General features: G+C 49.2%; 17 protein-coding genes and 1 tRNA gene. 5 read left to right on the forward strand and 13 right to left on the reverse strand.

The window, feature by feature from the left end; all coding sequences use genetic code 11:
- Positions 1-29: 29 nt before the first annotated feature.
- The 3 genes from HND56_08415 to HND56_08425 all read right to left on the reverse strand — a co-directional run bounded on the left by HND56_08415 (position 30) and on the right by HND56_08425 (position 4474).
- Positions 30-2879 carry a hypothetical protein gene (locus HND56_08415; GenBank protein ID QKK05707.1) on the reverse strand — a complete coding sequence of 950 codons (2850 nt, stop codon included), beginning with the start codon at positions 2877-2879 and terminating at the stop codon, positions 30-32.
- A 41-nt stretch (positions 2880-2920) separates the two neighbouring features.
- Complete coding sequence (locus tag HND56_08420) at positions 2921-4243, reverse strand: tyrosine-type recombinase/integrase (GenBank protein ID QKK05708.1); 1323 nt, start codon at positions 4241-4243, stop codon at positions 2921-2923.
- A 146-nt stretch (positions 4244-4389) separates the two neighbouring features.
- Positions 4390-4474: transfer RNA gene (locus HND56_08425), tRNA-Tyr, on the reverse strand.
- An 89-nt stretch (positions 4475-4563) separates the two neighbouring features.
- On the opposite strand from HND56_08425, the gene rlmB reads away from it, so the two are divergent.
- Positions 4564-5448, forward strand: coding sequence for a 23S rRNA (guanosine(2251)-2'-O)-methyltransferase RlmB (gene rlmB, locus HND56_08430; GenBank protein QKK05709.1), 885 nt, complete (start codon positions 4564-4566; stop codon positions 5446-5448).
- Positions 5449-5462: 14 nt separating this feature from the next.
- On the forward strand, positions 5463-6269 hold the full coding sequence (locus HND56_08435; protein ID QKK05710.1) for a kinase: 807 nt from the start codon (positions 5463-5465) through the stop codon (positions 6267-6269).
- On the opposite strand, the gene HND56_08440 is transcribed toward HND56_08435, so the two are convergent.
- Together HND56_08440 and HND56_08445 are read right to left on the reverse strand one after the other, a co-directional pair.
- Positions 6266-7849 carry a phosphoglycerate dehydrogenase gene (locus HND56_08440; GenBank protein QKK05711.1) on the reverse strand — a complete coding sequence of 528 codons (1584 nt, stop codon included), beginning with the start codon at positions 7847-7849 and terminating at the stop codon, positions 6266-6268. The genes HND56_08435 and HND56_08440 overlap by 4 nt on opposite strands.
- A gap of 69 nt (positions 7850-7918) precedes the next feature.
- On the reverse strand, positions 7919-9097 hold the full coding sequence (locus HND56_08445; protein ID QKK05712.1) for a phosphoserine transaminase: 1179 nt from the start codon (positions 9095-9097) through the stop codon (positions 7919-7921).
- Positions 9098-9184: 87 nt separating this feature from the next.
- Here HND56_08445 and serB point away from each other — a divergent pair, with 87 nt between their 5' ends.
- The gene (serB, locus tag HND56_08450; protein ID QKK05713.1) at positions 9185-10057 is read left to right on the forward strand and encodes a phosphoserine phosphatase SerB; all 873 of its coding nucleotides are present in this window, start codon (positions 9185-9187) and stop codon (positions 10055-10057) included.
- Position 10058: 1 nt separating this feature from the next.
- Here the strand turns inward: serB and HND56_08455 are convergent, their stop codons facing one another.
- The 6 genes from HND56_08455 to HND56_08480 all read right to left on the reverse strand — a co-directional run bounded on the left by HND56_08455 (position 10059) and on the right by HND56_08480 (position 16087).
- The gene (locus HND56_08455; protein QKK05714.1) at positions 10059-10454 is read right to left on the reverse strand and encodes a response regulator; all 396 of its coding nucleotides are present in this window, start codon (positions 10452-10454) and stop codon (positions 10059-10061) included.
- Between the two features lie 194 nt (positions 10455-10648).
- Positions 10649-11311, reverse strand: coding sequence for a hypothetical protein (locus tag HND56_08460; GenBank protein QKK05715.1), 663 nt, complete (start codon positions 11309-11311; stop codon positions 10649-10651).
- 64 nt (positions 11312-11375) lie between these two features.
- On the reverse strand, positions 11376-12737 hold the full coding sequence (locus HND56_08465) for a histidine--tRNA ligase (GenBank protein ID QKK05716.1): 1362 nt from the start codon (positions 12735-12737) through the stop codon (positions 11376-11378).
- Positions 12738-12751: 14 nt separating this feature from the next.
- On the reverse strand, positions 12752-14500 hold the full coding sequence (locus tag HND56_08470) for a cobaltochelatase subunit CobT (GenBank protein QKK05717.1): 1749 nt from the start codon (positions 14498-14500) through the stop codon (positions 12752-12754).
- The gene (locus HND56_08475; GenBank protein ID QKK05718.1) at positions 14484-15470 is read right to left on the reverse strand and encodes an AAA domain-containing protein; all 987 of its coding nucleotides are present in this window, start codon (positions 15468-15470) and stop codon (positions 14484-14486) included. Before HND56_08475 ends, HND56_08470 begins: the two co-directional genes overlap by 17 nt.
- Positions 15467-16087: a J domain-containing protein gene (locus HND56_08480; protein ID QKK05719.1), complete on the reverse strand. Its 621-nt coding sequence runs from the start codon at positions 16085-16087 to the stop codon at positions 15467-15469. The genes HND56_08475 and HND56_08480 overlap by 4 nt, the downstream gene beginning before the upstream one ends.
- A gap of 47 nt (positions 16088-16134) precedes the next feature.
- Here HND56_08480 and HND56_08485 point away from each other — a divergent pair, with 47 nt between their 5' ends.
- Together HND56_08485 and HND56_08490 are read left to right on the forward strand one after the other, a co-directional pair.
- The gene (locus HND56_08485) at positions 16135-16419 is read left to right on the forward strand and encodes a BolA family transcriptional regulator (GenBank protein ID QKK05720.1); all 285 of its coding nucleotides are present in this window, start codon (positions 16135-16137) and stop codon (positions 16417-16419) included.
- Between the two features lie 127 nt (positions 16420-16546).
- Entirely contained in the window at positions 16547-16903 is a 357-nt protein-coding gene (locus HND56_08490; protein QKK05721.1) for a ribbon-helix-helix domain-containing protein, read from the forward strand.
- Between the two features lie 3 nt (positions 16904-16906).
- On the opposite strand, the gene HND56_08495 is transcribed toward HND56_08490, so the two are convergent.
- Positions 16907-17800 (reverse strand): uracil-DNA glycosylase, encoded by an 894-nt coding sequence (locus HND56_08495; GenBank protein ID QKK05722.1) that lies wholly within the window; start codon positions 17798-17800, stop codon positions 16907-16909.
- A 433-nt stretch (positions 17801-18233) separates the two neighbouring features.
- The gene (gene gloB, locus HND56_08500; protein QKK05723.1) at positions 18234-19007 is read right to left on the reverse strand and encodes a hydroxyacylglutathione hydrolase; all 774 of its coding nucleotides are present in this window, start codon (positions 19005-19007) and stop codon (positions 18234-18236) included.
- Position 19008 lies beyond the last annotated feature (1 nt).

A 19008-nucleotide genomic window follows, 5' to 3' on the forward strand; every position in this document is an offset into this window, starting at 1 on the left:
CCGCCTCCAGAATCTTCAACAAATTTTCTTTAAGTATTGGTGTTTTGTTCTTTGGTTGGGTCGTAGTACAAACGGTATACTGAAGCTGCTCCCGTTCTCTGGATAAGAAATTTTAATTTGAACAATAGAAGCATAGTGTTATCTGAATCAGTCTCATGTGATAACTCCACAGGGTTTGCAGGTAAAGAAATATTTTCTATACTAGATTGCGGAAGCAAAAGACTGTATCCAACATCAGTTGCGGCTATAGTATAGACATCAATTTTATCGTTAATTGTTGCTATATATGCTGCGGAGCGGCTTTGTTTATCTGGATTATGCGTTACTGAACAGTTGGGTGGCTGAACGAATTTCTGCAAGCCGCCATATTCATCGCACCAGTCGTAAAGCCATGATGGGCTTGTGACATTAGTTGTCAACAAAATATAATTTTCTTGGTTCCCATTATTTAGAATATATTTCTCAATACTTTCCCAATATTGAACAGAATTATAGCCTTTCAGCCATTGCGGGTTACTACCAGCAATTTCACTCCATAATACATGTGACAGGTGCTGAATAAGATAATGAGATATTTCTTGAGATAGTTCATCATCAAAACGATTGCTATCATCTTCCGTGAGAAAATATCTTTTATGAGACTGCATTTTCCAAACCGTGTCACGATATGAGCCTTCTTGCACATCTCCATTAAATTGGTCAATAAATGCTTTTAAAGGTGAGTTGCTAAGTGCTTGCTCATCTCGCAGTCTTGCCGACACATTACGTTCAATATTCGCAAGGCGATTTTGGTCTATGCTTGTTGCGGCAATCTGTTGTTCTTCTAGCTGATCTATTTTTGTGATTAATCCATTTAACTGTTTCTGCAAATCAGTTAGTTTCTTTTTTTGATAAGAAACGCTTAAATACCCAAGCAGCTCCTTTACATCTGCGATAGCATTGTTCTTTTTGGAGGCGTCTAAAATTTTTCTTGCTTTATATTTCAACTGTTCCGTTTTTTTGCATTCATGTGCATTTTCACAGAGCTTATTGAAATTCCCATTATCTGGACAAGCGAGTAAAATGGCTAAAAACACTTCTGGCGGAATGTTACGACCATCACTCAATCTTGGGCGCCCCATAATTTGTGTCATTTGACAGTCAGCTATCGTATCAAGGCGATACATATCTATAATTGGGGCGTGTTCTTCAATCCGTACAATGCTATAAAGTACATCAGTTTGTTTGGTGAATATCCAATCATTCTTATCTGTTTCACCAAATACTCTTCCCGTCCAAAAATCTTTGATGGTGTGGTTTTCAGTATCAGCCTTTTGTTTCTTTTTCCACTCTACAAGCTTCGCCAGACAGGCAAGCCGTAAATCCTGCCACAGATTTTGGAATGCCCAATGGTATACATCTCTCTGTAATTTATCATCATTATTACTTTCCAACCGCTCTTTTAAATGTGCTGGAGATAAAAAGTACCTCTCTTGTACTGAATATAAAGCGTATTGGTACCCGAATACGGTCTTTTTCCACAAATGAAAAGCATCACTAAAATAGCGTTGCGCTACTTGATCTTTCTGTACACAAGACATCAAGTAGCGATGAGCTATTTGTATGAGAGAAGATTTATGGGGTTCCTCGTATTGCAGAAACAGATCAAGGCCTATTTCCAGATTTTTATCCCTTGGAAAAGAGAAGTAATAACGTAACAATGCTTCCCAACTTCCAACAAGCTCATTAACCAGTGTTTCGTATGTTACATCATTAAAGCGATTACGTTCACGCTCAACAATCCAGTAGCTGTTCAATATCCACTGCATAATTCCAGAACGAATAGGAGGTGTAAACAAATCGGAACGAAATGCTCTCCGATAGAGATTAAAAGCATTTCTGCTGGCATGCGCATAAAAACCTTGCTGGTTGGTCAAAATAATACTCTGCACTAAGCCATGATAGGATTGTATTAAACTGTGTAAAAAATATTGAGGTGTTTTACCTTCTTTTATTTTAAAGAAATAGTTGTCATTATCATCAGGTAGACGCAGGAGATCTAAAAGGTATTTGACATAGGAATTGATTTCATCAACAAAATTATCTGCTTCAGCGAACGTGAGATTCCTGCTAGTAAGTACTGTGTTAATTTTTTCCCTGAGTAAGCTAACACTATCGGAAGAGTCAAAATTAGATTGGGTTTCACTCTTTGTTTCTATCTCTTGTGAAGCTAAATCACGTATTACATTTAGGCCTAGTCTTTTTTTGAGAATATTATCCTGTTGTCTGGGCAGTAAAAATTCAACCGTATTCCATATCAATTTACTCGTATAAAAAATATTTCCAAAAAATAAAACCGTTGCCACAATAATGAGGCTGAAATACTCTAATAGCAAAGCAGCACTTAGCAGCAACAAAGTCAAAGTCGATATCATAATAAGTGGTTTTAAGGATACATGTTGTTTAAAACATATGTAGGCCGTTGGTTCGTTTTTCTGGGTCAATAAGTTCTCAGTAATGCTGGCGGTTATTGGTATCGCAAAACCTAGCAATGCCGCCTGTACTGTTAGGATTGCCACTAGCACGTTGTTACTATTGTTTATTGTCTCGAATTCAACCCATTCCAATTGAATTGATAGCAAAGCCATAGCGATTAGAAAAAAATAAGAAACTATAAAATGGTTGCGTTCAATCCATTTGGGAAAACATCTCTGATATTCTTTATTGTTTTTAATTTTGCTAATAATCTGATGAAACTGTCTGTGCCGTAAAAATATCTTTTTACCTGCATAGAATGCGCTTTTTACCAAGGCTAGAAATGGTCTTTCTGTAAGGGCAAGGCTGATCATTTGTGCATAAGACAAAAGAAAAGTGATTGTAATAATAAAGAAATCAGCCATAAAGTCTTCTTCATAGGAAAGTGAGAATAGAGGCTTGAATTTTATACCTCTGGTGCCTGAAAGGCAATTTTATTTAGCCACTCTAGCTTTGTCTCCAGAATATGCCCGCGCCCGTATTTCGGGCCACGTGACTTATGTCCCATCAGGTTATCAATGACTTCTTCCGGTGCCTGAATATCACGAAGGCGATCTTTGAAAGTGTGGCGCAGGGAATAGAGTGACTGGCCTTCGGACGGGCTCAGGTTATTTTCGCGCAGGAATTTATTAATAACGTTCGAGGCTGTATCGCCGCTGGCATAGCGCTCAAGCCCCTGTGGAAACATTTTTATACCGTACAGCGCCGAACCCACCAGCGGAATTTGTCTGTCTGATTGCGCTGTTTTCAGTGTTCCGCGTGCATTGTTGCGAATATGGATGAAAGGAATATCCGTATCAAGCCGGATGTCTTCGGGCAAAAGGCCGGTAATTTCGGAGACCCTCGCCCCGGTATCGGCCATGATATAAATCAGCGCCCTCGCCTCCTCATTCAAGCCGTCGAGCGCGTTGCTGTTCAGGAAGACTTTCTGCACATAGTCAGCCTCGTATGATTTGCGGCTGTCATCCCCTTCCCGCAGTTTCACCTTTGCAAACAGCGCGGTGATTTCCGTGTCCGGCACAACATCGGTGACGTTGCACACCATCTCGACAATATCTTTCACATAGCCGATATTTTTATTCGCCGTCGCCGGTTTGCGTCCCTCCTGCGTCACGCGACGCAGCCACCATTCCTGAAAATGTAAAACATCTTTGCGCGTCACTTCCGCAACAGGTTTATCCCCGATTACTTCAATAAAATTTTCAATCGCCAGCTTACGCGGGTTTTCCCATTTGCGGATTTGATGTTCTGTCTTACCAAGAAGACGATCCGCACAGCGTGGCCGGTAAATCTCCCACGCTTCACCGAGCATGGTTTTTGGAATATCTGCCGTGCCTAGCAACGCTGTTTGCAGTTGTTGTGATTTCTCCGGCTGCTTTTCTTCCGCCTCTCTTAAGGCCAGCAGTCTGTCAACCAGTTCAGCGGCAGACGCATTTTCGGAAAGGTCGGAAATATCCCGATAAGCAAAGCCGTGCAGCCTCGCCGTTGTAACGGCCTTCCGGTAAAGCGAATCTCTGCCTTGCTTTGCAGTATCCGGTGATGCCAGAAGTTCCCGCCAGTATTTTTCAACAGCTTCATTCTGCACAACCGCCCGTTTTCTAGCGGTCGCGCGGTCTTTCGTCTTCAGAGATATTTTGATATGTCTTCGGCTGTCATAGGCGGACAGGTCTTTCGGCACACGCCGAAAGTAATAATACCACCCATTATACTGCATCAGATAATCAGACATATTGGAGCTTCCTCGCGCCTCTTGTATTCTATTTCGTATACTAAAATGTATACTAATTTTAGAAACAGCGCAAGCGGAAAAATAAAAGAAATTCAGTATTTTCTTTTATTTTTAAATAGTTATGTTCGTTATCAGTGAGGAAAATTTGGTGGAGGGGACAGGATTCGAACCTGTGTACGCTATGCGGGCAGATTTACAGTCTGCTGCCTTTAACCACTCGGCCACCCCTCCATCATCAGGGAATTTTAAATTGAGTGGAAACATATCCAAGAACGGGATACATTGTATTGACCCTGTCTGTCAAGATTGAAAGGAAGAAAATGCAAAAAAAACGCCCCCCCGGCAAGCGCACATCCGATAAACGCGGCGCGAAAAAACACGCTCCGCGCCCACCGGCCGCGGCTCCGCAAAAAATACGCAGTGCCGGGCGTGATGACTGGCAAAAACAGGCTTTATTATTCGGCGTCCATGCCGTGCGCGAGGCTGTGCTGAATCCGCAACGGCGTATTCAAGCCATTTACGTCACCGAAGCCGGGAAAAAACTGCTTTCTCCCACACTGGAAAAGGCGCTGAAGGCAGGCATAAATCGTCCCGATCTTCAAATCATCGACAAACCCGTGCTGGATAAAATGCTGCCCGAAAATGCCGTCCACCAAGGCATGGCTGCTCAGGTTCAGCCTTTGCTTGTCCCGGATCTGGAACAATTCTGCGCCGCACTGCCGCAAGACAGCAGCCATATCCGCGACAATATCATGGTGATTCTCGATCAGGTAACCGACCCGCATAATATCGGTGCCATTTTGCGCTCTGCCGCCGCCTTTGGGGCAAAAGCGCTGATCGTGCAGGACCGCCACACACCGGAGATTACCGGCACACTGGCAAAATCCGCCTCCGGCGCGGTTGAACATGTGCCGATTCTGCGCGAGGTTAATCTGGCGCGCAGTATTGCCCTGCTGCAAAAACACGGCATTCTCTGCACAGGCTTTGATGAGCGCGGCGCAATGACACTTGCGGAACTGACAGCGGATAAAAACCTGTCTTCCTATGCCGGTATTGCGCTGGTCATGGGGGCGGAAGGTGACGGCATGCGCCGCCTGACCGCCGAAAGCTGTGATGTGCTGGTGCGCCTGCCGTCGAAAGGCGCAATTCAAAGCCTGAACGTCTCCAACGCCGCCGCCGTCGCATTGTATGAACTGGTGCGTTGAGTTTGAGGATAAGAATGCAGGACGACCACGACCAGATCGCCGCGCAGATTGCCGCATGGCAAACCGCGCATAACGGGACGCTGACCGTCGGCATCAGCGGCAGTCAGGGCTCAGGGAAAACCACACTGACCCGCGCACTGGCAACAGCACTGATGGAGCAGCACAATCTGCGCGTTGTGCAATTTTCCATTGATGATTTATACAAAACCAAAGCGGAACGTACGGTAATGGCGCAAGAGGTGCATCCGCTGTTTGCCACCCGCACCCTGCCCGGCACACATGATATCGCGCTGGGACTGGAGGTCTTCAAATCCCTGAAACACGGAAAGCAAACCGCCATCCCGTTTTTTGACAAAGCCGTTGACGACCGCACCGCACAGACGGCATGGACGGTTTTTGACGGACAGCCCGATGTCATTTTATTTGAAGGCTGGTGTCTGGGTGCCCGACCCGCAGCAAATGCGGAGGCGCTTGCAGAACCGCTAAACGACTTCGAACGCCAAAAAGACCCTGACGGCGCATGGCGGCGCGCAATCGACCTTTATCTGCGCCGCGACTACCCCGCGCTGTGGGATGAAATTGACAGGCTGCTCTTCATTAAAATCCCGTCATTCGACTCCGTGTTTCACTGGCGCAAACAGCAGGAAGCCGAAACTTTTTCCCATGCGCCCGAACAGGCTATGAGCGATGATGAAATTCGCCTGTTTACAGGACAGGCCGAACGCATTACCCGCCGCAATCTTGAAACCCTGCCCGCAAAGGCAGACATGACCCTCCATATCGCGGAGGATCACGCGCTCATAAAAATCACACGAAATTAAAATGACAAGGCGTGCGCACGGGCGATTTGCGGCAATTCCAGAATTTGCTTCAACACATCCGGCGTTAAAGCCTCATCCACCGACACAATTGCCAATGCCTGCCCCGTTCCTTCGGCGCGACCCAGACGGAAATCGGCAATATTAATACCCGCATTCCCCAGCAATGTTCCCAGCGCACCGATCAAACCCGGCTTGTCTTCATTGCGCATGAACAGCATATGCTGCGTCAGGCTGGCCTCGACCGGAACACCGTCAATATTAACGATGCGCGGCGACTGATCGCCGAATAATGTGCCGCCAGCGCTGATTTTGCCGTTTTCGGTTTCAACTTCCAACCTGATCTGGGTGTGGAAATCAGCACTGCTTTCATGAAATGTTTCGCTGATTTTAATGCCGCGTTCCGCCGCACGGACAGGCGCATTGACCATATTGATGCCGTCCAGTACCGGCTGCAGCAATCCCGCAACCGTGACACAAGTCAGCGGCTTGACATTCAGGCGGCTGACCGCACCTTCATAAATAATATGGATGGATTTGATCGGGCTTTGCGCGATCTGTCCGATCAATGCGCCAAGCTGCCCCGCCAAGGCCATATAAGGCTTCAGCTTCGGCGCATCCTCGGCACTGACCGATGGCACATTCAGCGCATTCTGCACAGCACCTGTCAGCAGAAAATCGGCAATCTGTTCTGCCACCTGTACAGCAACATTTTCCTGCGCCTCGACAGTTGACGCGCCCAGATGCGGCGTACAAATCACATTTTCATGGCCGAACAGAATATTCTCTTTCGCGGGCTCGACCACAAACACATCCAGCGCCGCCCCCGCGACATGGCCGCCGTTCAACGCCTCCAGTAAATCCTCTTCCGCCACCAGTGCACCGCGTGCGCAATTGATGATATAAACGCCCGGTTTGGTTTTTGCGAGAAAGTCTTTTGAAATAAGCCCGCGGGTCTTATCGGTCAAAGGCGTATGCAGCGTAATGTAATCCGCACGCGCCGCCAGCGTATCCAGATCGACTTTTTCCACGCCCAGCTCTGCCGCCTGCGCATCCGCCAAATAGGGATCATAGGCGATGACTTTCATTTGCAGGCCCAAGGCACGGGTCGCCACAATTTTCCCAATATTGCCGCAACCGACAATGCCGAGCGTTTTCGCATAAAGCTCCTGCCCCATAAAGCCGGATTTCTCCCATTTTCCGGCATGGGTCGAGGCATTGGCCTGCGGAATGCGGCGGCTGATGGCAAACATCATCGCAATCGTATGTTCCGCCGTGGTAATCGCATTGCCGAATGGCGTGTTCATCACAACGATGCCTGCATCTGTTGCGGCTTTTTGATCAATATTGTCCACGCCGATACCGGCGCGGCCGATAACTTTCAGATTTTTTGCCGCAGAAATAATATCGGGCGTCACGACCGTTGAAGAGCGGATGGCAAGCCCGTCATAATTGGCGATTTTATCTTTCAGCTCATCAGGCGATAAGCCGGGAATGAAATCAACCTCCACACCGCGTTGTTTTAAAATTTCGACCGCACGGTCAGACATTGAGTCACTAATCAGTACACGTACCGCTGACATCTTCTACACACTCCTAAAAACTATTACCCTTCAAATTCTTACAACACACACTTTATCCGTTTTCTTCTTTTAGGCGGCCTCCTGCTCATATTGCGCACGCACGGTGCGGTAGCCCCAATCCAGCCAATTCAGCGCAGATTCAATATCCGCCTTATCCACTGTTGCGCCGCCCCAAAAACGGAAACCCGGAACGGAATCACGGTGATTGGCAAAATCATAGGCCACGCCCTCACCTTCCAGCAGCTTTTGTACGGATTTGACAATCGGCCAATGATCTTCCGACGGGCGGTTCAGAAACCACGGATCAGTCAGTTTCAAGCAGATGCTCGTATTCGAGCGGATCGCTTCTTCCTCGGGCAGGAAATCGATCCAGTCTTTTTCCGCAGCCCATGCGGTAACGACGGCAAGATTATCATCGCTGCGTTTTTGCATCGCGGAAAGCCCGCCGATTTCCTCGGCCCAGCTCAGTGCGGACAGGCAATCCTCCACCGCCAGCATGGACGGCGTATTGATGGTTTTGCCGACAAACGGGTCTTGCGAGACTTTACCTTTTTTGGAAATGCGGAACAGCTTCGGCAGCGGACGTTCCGGCGTATAGCTTTCAAGGCGCTGAATGGCACGCGGCGACAGGGCGATCATCCCGTGCCCGCCTTCACTGCCCAGCACTTTTTGCCACGACCATGTCACGGCGTCCAGCTTATTCCACGGAATATCCATCGAGAACAGCGCCGAGGTCGCGTCACAAATAGCCAGCCCCTTGCGGTCATCTTTAATCCAGTCACCGTTTGGAACACGCACACCCGATGTTGTGCCGTTCCATGTAAAGACCACATCACGGTCCGTATCAATCTCCGCAAGATCGGGCAGCATACCGAAATCGGCTTCAAAGACACGGACATCACGAATACGTAACTCCGCCACAATATCCACGACCCAGATTTTTCCAAAGACTTCCCATGCCATCACATCCACGCCGCGCGGGCCGAGAAGATTCCATAGCGCCATTTCAAATGCACCGGTATCAGATGCCGGCGTAATCGCGATTTTATAATCTTCCGGTATACCGAGAAGCTTGCGTGAGCGTTCAATCACGGCCTCAAGCTTTTTCACTTCTCCGCCGGCACGGTGCGACCGACCGGGATGAAAATCTTTTAAACCATCCAAACTCCAACCCGGAAATTTTGCGCAAGGCCCCGAAGAAAATGTCGGACGCCCCGGGCGTGTAGCGGGTTTTTCAAACTGCGTCATTTTTTATTGTTCCTTTTCGCCATGTCTGATTCCTGCTAAAGTGTATGCCTCTGACGGCAAAACCGCAAGGCAAATACGGACGAAAAGATGACGCAAATTCTCACGCTGATCGCAGGGACGGAACGCAGCCTGCCCGCAGAATTCATGAATAATGTGAAAGCTGATAAAATCACGGTTCTGCACCGGGACAAAGCCGTCGACTTATTCTTTGAGGATGCCGCCCGCGCTGCCGCGGTTTTTCAGGAGCTCGCAGCAGAATGCGATACACAAAAAATTGATGCCGTCCTGCAGGATGACAGCCCCGCCCGCCGCAAAAAACTGCTTTGCGCCGATATGGATTCCACCTTAATAGAGCAAGAAGGCCTGGATTTGATTGCCGCGCATCTGGGATTGGGCGCAGAAACCGCCGCTGTAACCGAACGCGCCATGCGCGGTGAAATCGATTTTGCCGCATCACTGACCGAACGGGTCGCTCTGCTGAAAGGGCTGCCTGCCGCCAAGCTTGATGAAACATTTGCTGCGCTGACAGACACGCCCGGTGCGGAAAAACTGGTCAAAACCATGCGAAAAAACGGTGCCAGATGCGTTTTGATTTCCGGCGGCTTTACCGTTTTTGCTGATAAAGTCGCCGCACGTCTCGGCTGTCATGCCGCACACAGTAATATTCTTGATATTGCCGATGGCGCTCTGACCGGGCAAGTGCTGCCGCCGATACTTGATAGCCTCCGCAAACGAAGTATTCTGGAAGATGAGCGCAACAGACTGAAAATCGGCAACAGCGATGTGCTGGCCGTCGGTGACGGCGCAAATGATATTCCGATGCTGGAAGCCGCCGGAATGGGAGTCGCCTTCCGCGCAAAACCGAAGGTAGAAGCGATCACACCATACCGCATAAGGTATGGCGACTTATCCTCCCTGCTTTATCTGCAAGGCTATACGGAAGCGGATATCGTGGCGTGAATTACGCCCTGAGCTTTTGCTCCATAATCTTCATAATATGCTTTTTCAAAAAGATCGGCATAACCGGCTTCAGCAAATAAGCATCAATCTGCAATTCAATTGCCTTTTTGACGAAATTTTCATCCGCATGGCTGGTCAGGAAAATTATCGGCACACTGCGCAGAGGCGTTTCAAGACGGCGCACCTGCTTTAAAAATTCAAAGCCGTTCACAGGGCGCATATTGATATCGCAGATGACAACATCAGGTTTTTCCCGTGTTAAAAACCGCAGCCCTTCAAAACCGTCATCAGCCGAAAAAACTTTTTGAAAACCAAAGCTTAGAAGATGCTTTTCAACCATAAACCGCACAAACTCGTTATCATCAATAACAAGTGCACGCATCAATGAAAAATCCATTCCCCCGTTAAGAAACATATCTTTACGCCCTTCCCACAATATACTCTTCTATTATTATTCATTAAAAATATCATATATTGCTTACGGAAAGCTTAAGCTTACATAAAAGATGTTTAAAATTTTATCTATTATACAAATGACAAAACCGCGCAGAACGGCACGGAGACAAGAGTCATAAAGAAGCGGAGATGGTTTTATTCCGTCAGCATAAAGGAAGACAGCAGGACATTCACCCCTTCCTGAAAGGCCTTATTCTCGGCGGAATAACGCACAAACAGTATCAAGGCATTGTTTTTATAGGTAAAAACATCCCGCGCATAAGCTGTAACACCGTTATAGCCGTGCTGGGTTTCTTCAACCAGGGCACGCAGTTTCATCCAGCGGATGCCGTTATCCTGTTCGACAAAATCGACATTGGCCTGAGAAAAGGCGGATTTCAACCGCTCGGAATCATTCTGCTCAATCGCATTTTTCAACAACACGAGCATCTCGTTCGGCGAAAACTCATCTCCCGCTATTTCCGGATCAAACACCATGCAATAAGCGTCAACCGTCACAGAATCGCCGGTTGTGAAATCTGATTCGCTGTAAATAATCTTTAAGGCACGGATATTGTCATGCCGTTCTTTCAACGGTGCCCCGACAAGAAATCTGGCAAAGATATTTTCTTCGCCCGGCCAGATCGGCAAAATTGACGGCGCGCCGGGGAAGACCATAGAAAAACTGCAGGCATTGTGTTCCAGGCGATACTCCCCCGCCACGGCCTTTGCCGGCATCAAGCCGACAGCCAAAAGAAACACAAACATAAAAAGCCCTGCAATACGCATCATCATCGTTTTTTCCAATATCTTTATCATTACTTTTAGCGTTTCCGGATTTTCTTCCTATCCCAAATCTATCATAAGAAACATAAAGAATAGTTTACACGTTTTTTTGTAAACGTAAAATTTTACCATCCTGCGGCTGCCATGTTGCAGGATTCGCGCTTTCCTGTGTGTGTTCCTGCATGTCTTTGACCTCATGTTCTTTTCCATCCGCAAAAGGCGGAAACCAGACATAGGGAATACCTTTCTTTTCAGCATAGGCCAGTTGCTTTTTCAACTTGGTCGGAGAATGATACAGCTCCGCCTTAAAACCGCGCTTGCGTAAAACAGCCGCTGTCTCATGCGCCAGATCATAAGAATCCTTATCCGGCTGAATAACCAGTATCTCTGTCGGTGAACAGCGTTGCGGCGATAATGCACCGCGATCCATCATCCGTGCAAACAGACGCGTCAGACCGATAGAAATACCGATGCCGGGCATATTTCTGTTGATAAAATTACCGGTCAGATCATCATAACGCCCGCCTGAACCGACAGAGCCGAAACCGGGATCATCCACCAGCACAGCCTCCAGAATGGTTCCGGTATAATAATCAAGCCCGCGCACAATCGACAAATCACCGATCACATCACCTTCCGGCAAATGGTCCAGCGCACCCAGAACAAAGGCCAGCTCCTCCAGCCCTTCCTGCATCACTTCATTTTCGATCCCCAGCGCCGTCACAGCCTCGGAGACGGCGTAACCGTCACCACGGATAGATGCCAGCGCCAGTGCCTTTTCAGCCGTTTGCGCCGTCAGACCGACATCATCAGCCAGCTGTCCGCAAACCGCCTCTGCCCCGATTTTTTCCAGCTTGTCCAGAATACGCGTAACATCCTGAATATGATCCGCGGTAATGCCGATACCTTGTAGATAACCTGTCAGAATTTTACGGTTGCTGATACGGATCTGGATTTTTTCCGGCAGATCAAGCCTGCTATAGACCGCATGCATCACCTCCGGCACTTCCGCATCGAAATGCAGTGGAAGATTATCGATATTAATGACATCAATATCGCATTGGTAGAATTCGCGGAAGCGGCCTTTTTGCGGACGCTCGCCGCGCCAGACGCGCTGCATCTGATAGCGTTTAAACGGAAAAGTCAGATCATTGAAATATTGCGCCGCATAGCGGGCAAAGGGTACCGTCAGGTCAAAATGCAGCGCCAGACGGGCATCGCTGTCATCATCATCATCCGCCTGCAACCGCGACAAAGTGTAAATTTCCTTATCCGCCGCGCCTTTTGCCATCAAGGCGTCCAGTTCCTCCACCGACGGCGTTTCAATATTGGCATAGCCGTAGCTTTCAAAAACCTCGCGGATCACATCCATCCATTGCTGTTCAATGGCGCGGAATTCCGGCAACCATTCCGGATAGCCGCTAATCGGTTTCGGTTTGTATTTTCCTTGTTTTGACATTTTTCTCCGCTTTTTCAGGCCAGCATTTCGATCATTTTATCAACCAGCGTTTCCGCGAGGTCATTCACATCGGTGATTTTGACAGCCTTCTGATAATAACGCGTCACATCATGGCCGATACCGATTGACAGCAATTCTATGTTCTTTTTGTTTTCAAGCCAATGAATAACTTTATGAAGATGTTCTTCCAGAAACTGGCCGTGATTGCAGGACAGCGTCGCATCATCAATCGGCGCACCGTCCGAAATGACAATCAGGATCTTGCGTTCCTCCGGCATTGTCCGTAAACGGTCATAGGCCCAAAGCAATGCTTCGCCGTCAATATTTTCCTTTAATAAGCCGTCCTGCAGCATCAGGCTGAGCGCGATACGGGCGCGCCGCCACGGCGTATCCGCCGCCTTATATATAATGTGCAGTAAATCATTCAGCCGCCCCGGTGCCGGCGGGCTGCCTGCCAGCTTCCATTTTTTCTGCGATTCGCCGCCCTTCCAGTGTTTGGTGGTAAAACCGAGGATTTCGGTACGAATGCCGCAACGCTCCAGTGTCCGTGCCAGAATTTCGGTACTGATTGCCGCCGTCATAATCGGACGTCCGCGCATGGAACCGGAATTATCAATCAACAAACTCACGACCGTATCGCGAAACGGCGCATCATGGCTTTGCTTATAACAGAGCGGATTTTCCGGGTTTGTGACGATTTCGCCCAGACGTTTATGATCCAGTAAACCGGTGTCATAACTGAACTGATATGCGTATTTTTGCCGTGCCAGAATGTAGCGCTGCAGCTTCGCGGCAAAACGGCCAATCATTTTCTGGGTGGAGGCCATCATTTCATCAAGATATTTGCGCAGTTCCACCAATTCTTCCTGCGTTGCAAGCTTACCGGCCTGCTCGACCGTATCGAATTCCGTCGTATAGATATTATAGCTGTAATCCGCCATCTCCAGCGCAAACTGGCGGGCATATTGCGGCAACTCCGCCATCTGTTGCTCCTGCGTCGGCTGGCTGCGTCCGCGCACCATCTCCTCCAGCAGCGCATTGGTCATCTGGCGCATATTCTGCGGATCGCTCTGCGCAGATTCCGCTTCGCCCAGCGCCGCCGTCGCCATCATTTTCTGCATGCTGTCTTCCTGCCCCGCCGCGCCGCCGCTCTCGTCCTGATCGCCGTCATCGGCAGATTCTTCATCCGTCAATGCGCCGTCCGCATCCGCACTATCCGAAGGCGGCAAAACATCACGCTCCGTTTCAAAACCAAGGTCTTTCAAAAGAGCAAGCCCCATCCGCGCATAGGCGGCCTGATCGGACAGCACGTCTTTCATCAGTTCCGCATGTTTTTCAATGCGCGCCGTATCAGCTGCGGGAAAGTCTTTGGAAAATTTGCGCCCTGTCAAAGACTGCCACAGGGAAAAATAGACGCTTTGCGCCGCTGACGGCGCTGCGCTGATTTCCTGTTCGATCGCATGCTGCATATTCACCGCCGCACCGCGCATCCGTGCCGCACCCAAAGCTTCGCAACGCGCATATTCCAGCAATGTCGCCGCCATCGCGGTTTCCGCATCGCGCGGAGACAGTTTTTTATGAAGTGACGGGTTGTGATAGCGGCGGCGGAATGCCTCGCGGTCAGCCGCACCACGCAGATCACCGCCGGTATTTTCGATTTCTTCAAGACCCGTCAGATCAATATCATCGTCCTCGGCAAGGGCGCGCATCGCAGCGGCAACGGCCGCTTCAAAAGCTTCTCTTTCCTCAGGCGTCGCGGTCATAGATAAGTTCCACTCCGAAACAACGCTGATAATATTCGGCCAGAACACGGTGTTCCATCGGGTCGGTACGGTTCATAAAGGTAATGCGGAACGCATGTGCCAGATCATCAAAAATCAGGTAATTTTCTGCCCAGTGCAGCACGGTACGCGGCGACATCACCACCGACAGATCACCGGCCTTAAAGCCCTGACGCGTCAGATGCGCCATCCGTACCATCAAGGTCGCGGTTTCGCGTTTGTCCTTGTCTTTGGCGAATTCCGGCAGCTTTGCCAGCAGAATCGCAATTTCCTGTTCTTCCGGCAGATAATTCAGCGCTGTCACAATATGCCAGCGATCCATCTGCCCCTGATTGATCGTCTGTGTGCCGTGATACAGCCCCGTCGTATCGCCCAGACCCACCGTATTGGCGGTCGCAAAAATACGGAAGGCCGGATGCGGCGTAATCACGCGGTTCTGCTCCAGCAGCGTCATGCGCCCATCCGCCTCCAGCAGACGCTGGATCACAAACATCACATCGGGACGCCCCGCATCATATTCATCAAAAACCAGCGCGACCGGATTTTGCAGCGCCCAGGGCAGCAATCCTTCCTGAAATTCCGTCACCTGCTTGCCGTCTTTCAGAACAATGGCATCACGCCCGACCAGTTCGGTCCGGCTGATATGGCTGTCCAGATTAATGCGGATGCACGGCCAGTTCAGCCTTGCCGCGACCTGCTCGATATGGGTTGATTTTCCTGTACCGTGATAGCCCTGAATCATCACACGGCGGTTATGCGTGAATCCTGCCAGCAGCGCCAATGTCGTGTTACGGTCAAAGACATAGCTGTCATCGATTTTCGGCACATAGGCATCATTCGCCGGAGACGAAAAAGCCGGCACCTGCATATTGCTTTCAATACCGAAAATCTGCTGAACCGATACGGTCGTATCCGGTGTTTCCAGTACAAACTGGTCCGCTTTAATTGTCATTCGTCTTCCCTCTCCAGTTCCTGGTATTTCTGATAGGCAATTTTTAAAACCGAATAGGCCATATTGAGTTTTTTCATCATCTCTTCGGCCTCCGGGTCGCTGCCGCCGCGTAAATCCGGATGATATTTTTTGACCAGACGTTTATATTCTGATTGAATCTCCGGCCATGTCAATGGCGGCGACAGCCCAAGAGCGGCCATCGCTTCGCTTTCCGGTGTCAGGAGTGTTTCACTATCCTGTGTTTGGCGTTTTTGCTCATGATAATTGATGCGCTCACCAAAGAAGTTCATATCCTCATAAATGCGGCGCTGCAGGCGTTCAAAATCCACGGGATGCGGCGCCATATCCCATGTCGGACGATCCCACAGATAAGTATTATACATCTGCCGTTCAATCTCTGCACGCGTCATGCCCTCAAAGAAATTCCAGTTTCTGTTGTAATTCGTGACATGTTCAAGGCAAAAGTGATAATATTCCTTCAAATCACGGGATTTTGGGGCACGGTATTCGCCGGGATTGGTGCAACCCGGCACATCGCAAGGACCCGGCTGCGGAGTGTATTTTTCCTTTTCCTTCGCCAGCAAGTCCAGAAAGTATTTTGACGGCCTAAACCCCATATCTGCCGCTTTCCAAAAGCAATTATTTTTAAAGGGTGAAGTGTAACATGGAACAGATGACAGACAAAATAAAACACAAAATCGAAGCCGCTTTTTCTCCGGATCTTTTGGAGATTCGCAACGACAGTGACAAACACCGCGGCCATGCCGGAGATGACGGCAGCGGCGAAAGTCACTTTCACCTTACAATTGTTTCCGGAATTTTTAAGGATAAATCGCGCATCGACCGACAGCGCATGGTCCATACATTATTGAAAACAGAGATAAAATCCGGAATCCACGCCCTTGCCCTTGTTCTGCGCACTCCCGAGGAACATAACCGCTCAATTTAAATATTTTTGAAAGAATATTGCGTCTTTTTTCCTGCTCTTGCGTTTTGCGAAAGAACACTCTAAAGTTGCGACCAGAGGAAATGCTCTGAATATGCTTTGTTTTTGAAACTTGATCAGAAAGACCGCAATGAGCAAGAATAACGGTAGCGGTAACACAACAAAAAAATGCGTCCCCAATTCCATGCTTCCGGAAGCCCTTTCGGCTGTGCAGGGAATCCGTATGGATGCACCTTCCTGTCGCAATATCCGCATTCACGGACGGCGCACCAGCATACGTCTGGACGACCATATGTGGGATGCACTCAACGAGATTGCAAATCTGGAAAAATGCACCGTACATGACATCTGCGCAAATGTGCATGATAAAAAAGAGGCTTCTTTCGGTTTCACCGCGGCTTTACGCGTTTTCCTGCTACATTATTACCGTACGATTACGCTCAAATGCGCGACCTGCCGCCTCCATATCCACAAAAAAGAAGGCTGATTTTCAGCCTTGCCGCTCCGCAAGACGTTTTTTAACCGCCAGCAAATCCTGCCAGGCCAGTTTTTTCTGCATCGGTGAGCGCAGCAGAAAGGCAGGATGAAAGATTGCCATTGCAGGAACAGCTTTCTCAAGCCCTTCACTTTTATAATCCGTCCAGCGTCCGCGCAGCCGCGTAATGCCCTGACTGGTTTCCAGCAGGGCCTTTGCTGCGACACCGCCGACAAACAGCAGAATATCGGGGTTTACAAGCTCGATATGCCGCCGCGTAAAAGGCAGGCAAACAGCGATTTCCGAGGCTGAAGGTGCGCGGTTCCCCGGCGGCCGCCAATTGACGATATTTGTGATATAGACCGTTTCACGGTCAAGCCCGATTGCTGCGAGCATCTTATCCAGCAATTTTCCGCTGACACCGACGAAAGGTTTTCCCAAGCGATCCTCATCCGCGCCGGGCGCTTCACCGACCAGCATAATTTTTGCCTGCGGATTGCCATCCGCAAAAACCGTATTGGTTGCCGTGCGTTTTAATGCGCAGCCTTCGAAACCGTTCAGCGCATCTTCCAGCTCTTTCAAACTATTTGCTTCACCGGCCAGTCTGCGGGCGTCAAGACTGGCTTCCGCCGTGCCGAGCGGTTGTGCCGCAGGCTCTGCTGCTACAGCGGGTGCTGCATCATAACCGGATATGGGAGACGGAGCGGTGTCTTGCACCGGTGCCGGACTCTGCAAGTCCTGCGGCGGCATTTCCGCCTCCTGCTCCCCTTGCAGAAATTTGGCGGCGGCCGGAAAATCTGCGCTGCGAAAATCGGACGGCATCTCCGCCACGGGATCAGTCACCCCGATCTCCTGATACCAGCGCAAAGCGGCAATCGCGTCTGTTTTTGTAAGCTGCTCTTGTGTCATCTGTCTTTTATAGCCGTATTTCCGCCGAAAAAACAGGCAAAAAAAAGCGGGGCGGTTCTGTTGCTAGGTCCGCCCCGAACCCCACCTACCTCAAGTCAATGAAGCAGGGATTAAAATGCTTGGTAGCTTAAGCTGCGATACGCAGATCAGCAACCTGACTGTTGTTGTCGTTTGCATTTATAAGTTTTTGACCGATAACGGCGGTACACCACCGGGTGAAAGCTAAAACCGTCTTTACTGCGCGCGTCGATCCTATTTCGGCCCCATCACAACGGTACATGCCTCATCTGCTAATGTATCGTTATGGTGGAGCCGCCGGGTACTGCCCCCGGGTCCGCAAGCGCCTATTCCACAGCGCGTTTATCACCATAGTCAGACAAGCTGACAATTCCATTATATCACAAATTCGGGAATTTCATCAAGAAAAGCGCGGTTATCCGCGAAAATTGTCTTTTCGTTTGCGAACCTCGGCAAAAACCTCTGCAGGATCCGCCTTTTCCATACCAACCGCTTTTTTCACTGCGGGATGGTCACAACGCAGAAACGGGTTGATCGATTTTTCAATCGCCAGCACGGAGGGGACCGTCGGTTCGTTCTTGCTGCGCATTTTTTCAATTTTTTTACGATAGCTTTTCAACAACGGATTGGATTTCTCGATCGTTTCGGCAAAAGCTGCGTTATCCAGCGTATATTCATGCGCACAATAAACATGTGTTTCATCCGGCAGATTGCGGATTTTTTTCAAAGAGTCCCACATCTGCTCAGGCGTGCCTTCAAACATCCGTCCGCAGCCCAGCGAAAACAGACTGTCGCCGCAGAATAGCGCATTCTGTTTCTCAAACCAGTAAATGACATGCCCCGTCGTATGTCCCGGCACTTCGATCACCTTCGCCCTGCACATGCCAAGACGTACGGCACTGCCATCCTTGACCGGAACATCAATATCGGGAATACGCGCGGTTTCGCTGGCAGGCGCGACAATTTCGCAATCGGGATAGCGTTGCAACAGCTTTTCATTACCGCCGGTATGGTCTTCATGGTGATGGGTGTTGAAAATACAATCGAGCTTTTTTCCCTTTGCCATCAGATAGGCAATGACCGGATCAGCGGAGGCAGGGTCGACCACCCCCGTCATCCCTGTTTCTTCGCAGGTGACGATGTATATATAATTGTCAGACAGGACTGGTAGCTGTATAATTTCCATCATA

The organism is Pseudomonadota bacterium (genome assembly GCA_013285465.1).
Lineage (GTDB): Bacteria > Pseudomonadota > Alphaproteobacteria > Micavibrionales > CSBR16-224 > CSBR16-224.

Coding starts and splice junctions, on each gene's coding strand:
- gloB (QKK05723.1), bottom strand. CDS start 19,007: ATGATGGAAATTATACAGCTACCAGTCCTGTCTGACAATTATATATAC.
- HND56_08490 (QKK05721.1), top strand. CDS start 16,547: ATGAGCAAGAATAACGGTAGCGGTAACACAACAAAAAAATGCGTCCCC.
- serB (QKK05713.1), top strand. CDS start 9,185: ATGACGCAAATTCTCACGCTGATCGCAGGGACGGAACGCAGCCTGCCC.
- HND56_08475 (QKK05718.1), bottom strand. CDS start 15,470: ATGACAATTAAAGCGGACCAGTTTGTACTGGAAACACCGGATACGACC.
- HND56_08480 (QKK05719.1), bottom strand. CDS start 16,087: ATGGGGTTTAGGCCGTCAAAATACTTTCTGGACTTGCTGGCGAAGGAA.
- HND56_08445 (QKK05712.1), bottom strand. CDS start 9,097: ATGACGCAGTTTGAAAAACCCGCTACACGCCCGGGGCGTCCGACATTT.
- rlmB (QKK05709.1), top strand. CDS start 4,564: ATGCAAAAAAAACGCCCCCCCGGCAAGCGCACATCCGATAAACGCGGC.
- HND56_08465 (QKK05716.1), bottom strand. CDS start 12,737: ATGTCAAAACAAGGAAAATACAAACCGAAACCGATTAGCGGCTATCCG.
- HND56_08415 (QKK05707.1), bottom strand. CDS start 2,879: ATGGCTGATTTCTTTATTATTACAATCACTTTTCTTTTGTCTTATGCA.
- HND56_08440 (QKK05711.1), bottom strand. CDS start 7,849: ATGTCAGCGGTACGTGTACTGATTAGTGACTCAATGTCTGACCGTGCG.
- HND56_08470 (QKK05717.1), bottom strand. CDS start 14,500: ATGACCGCGACGCCTGAGGAAAGAGAAGCTTTTGAAGCGGCCGTTGCC.
- HND56_08420 (QKK05708.1), bottom strand. CDS start 4,243: ATGTCTGATTATCTGATGCAGTATAATGGGTGGTATTATTACTTTCGG.
- HND56_08495 (QKK05722.1), bottom strand. CDS start 17,800: ATGACACAAGAGCAGCTTACAAAAACAGACGCGATTGCCGCTTTGCGC.
- HND56_08460 (QKK05715.1), bottom strand. CDS start 11,311: ATGATAAAGATATTGGAAAAAACGATGATGATGCGTATTGCAGGGCTT.
- HND56_08485 (QKK05720.1), top strand. CDS start 16,135: ATGGAACAGATGACAGACAAAATAAAACACAAAATCGAAGCCGCTTTT.
- HND56_08435 (QKK05710.1), top strand. CDS start 5,463: ATGCAGGACGACCACGACCAGATCGCCGCGCAGATTGCCGCATGGCAA.
- HND56_08455 (QKK05714.1), bottom strand. CDS start 10,454: ATGGATTTTTCATTGATGCGTGCACTTGTTATTGATGATAACGAGTTT.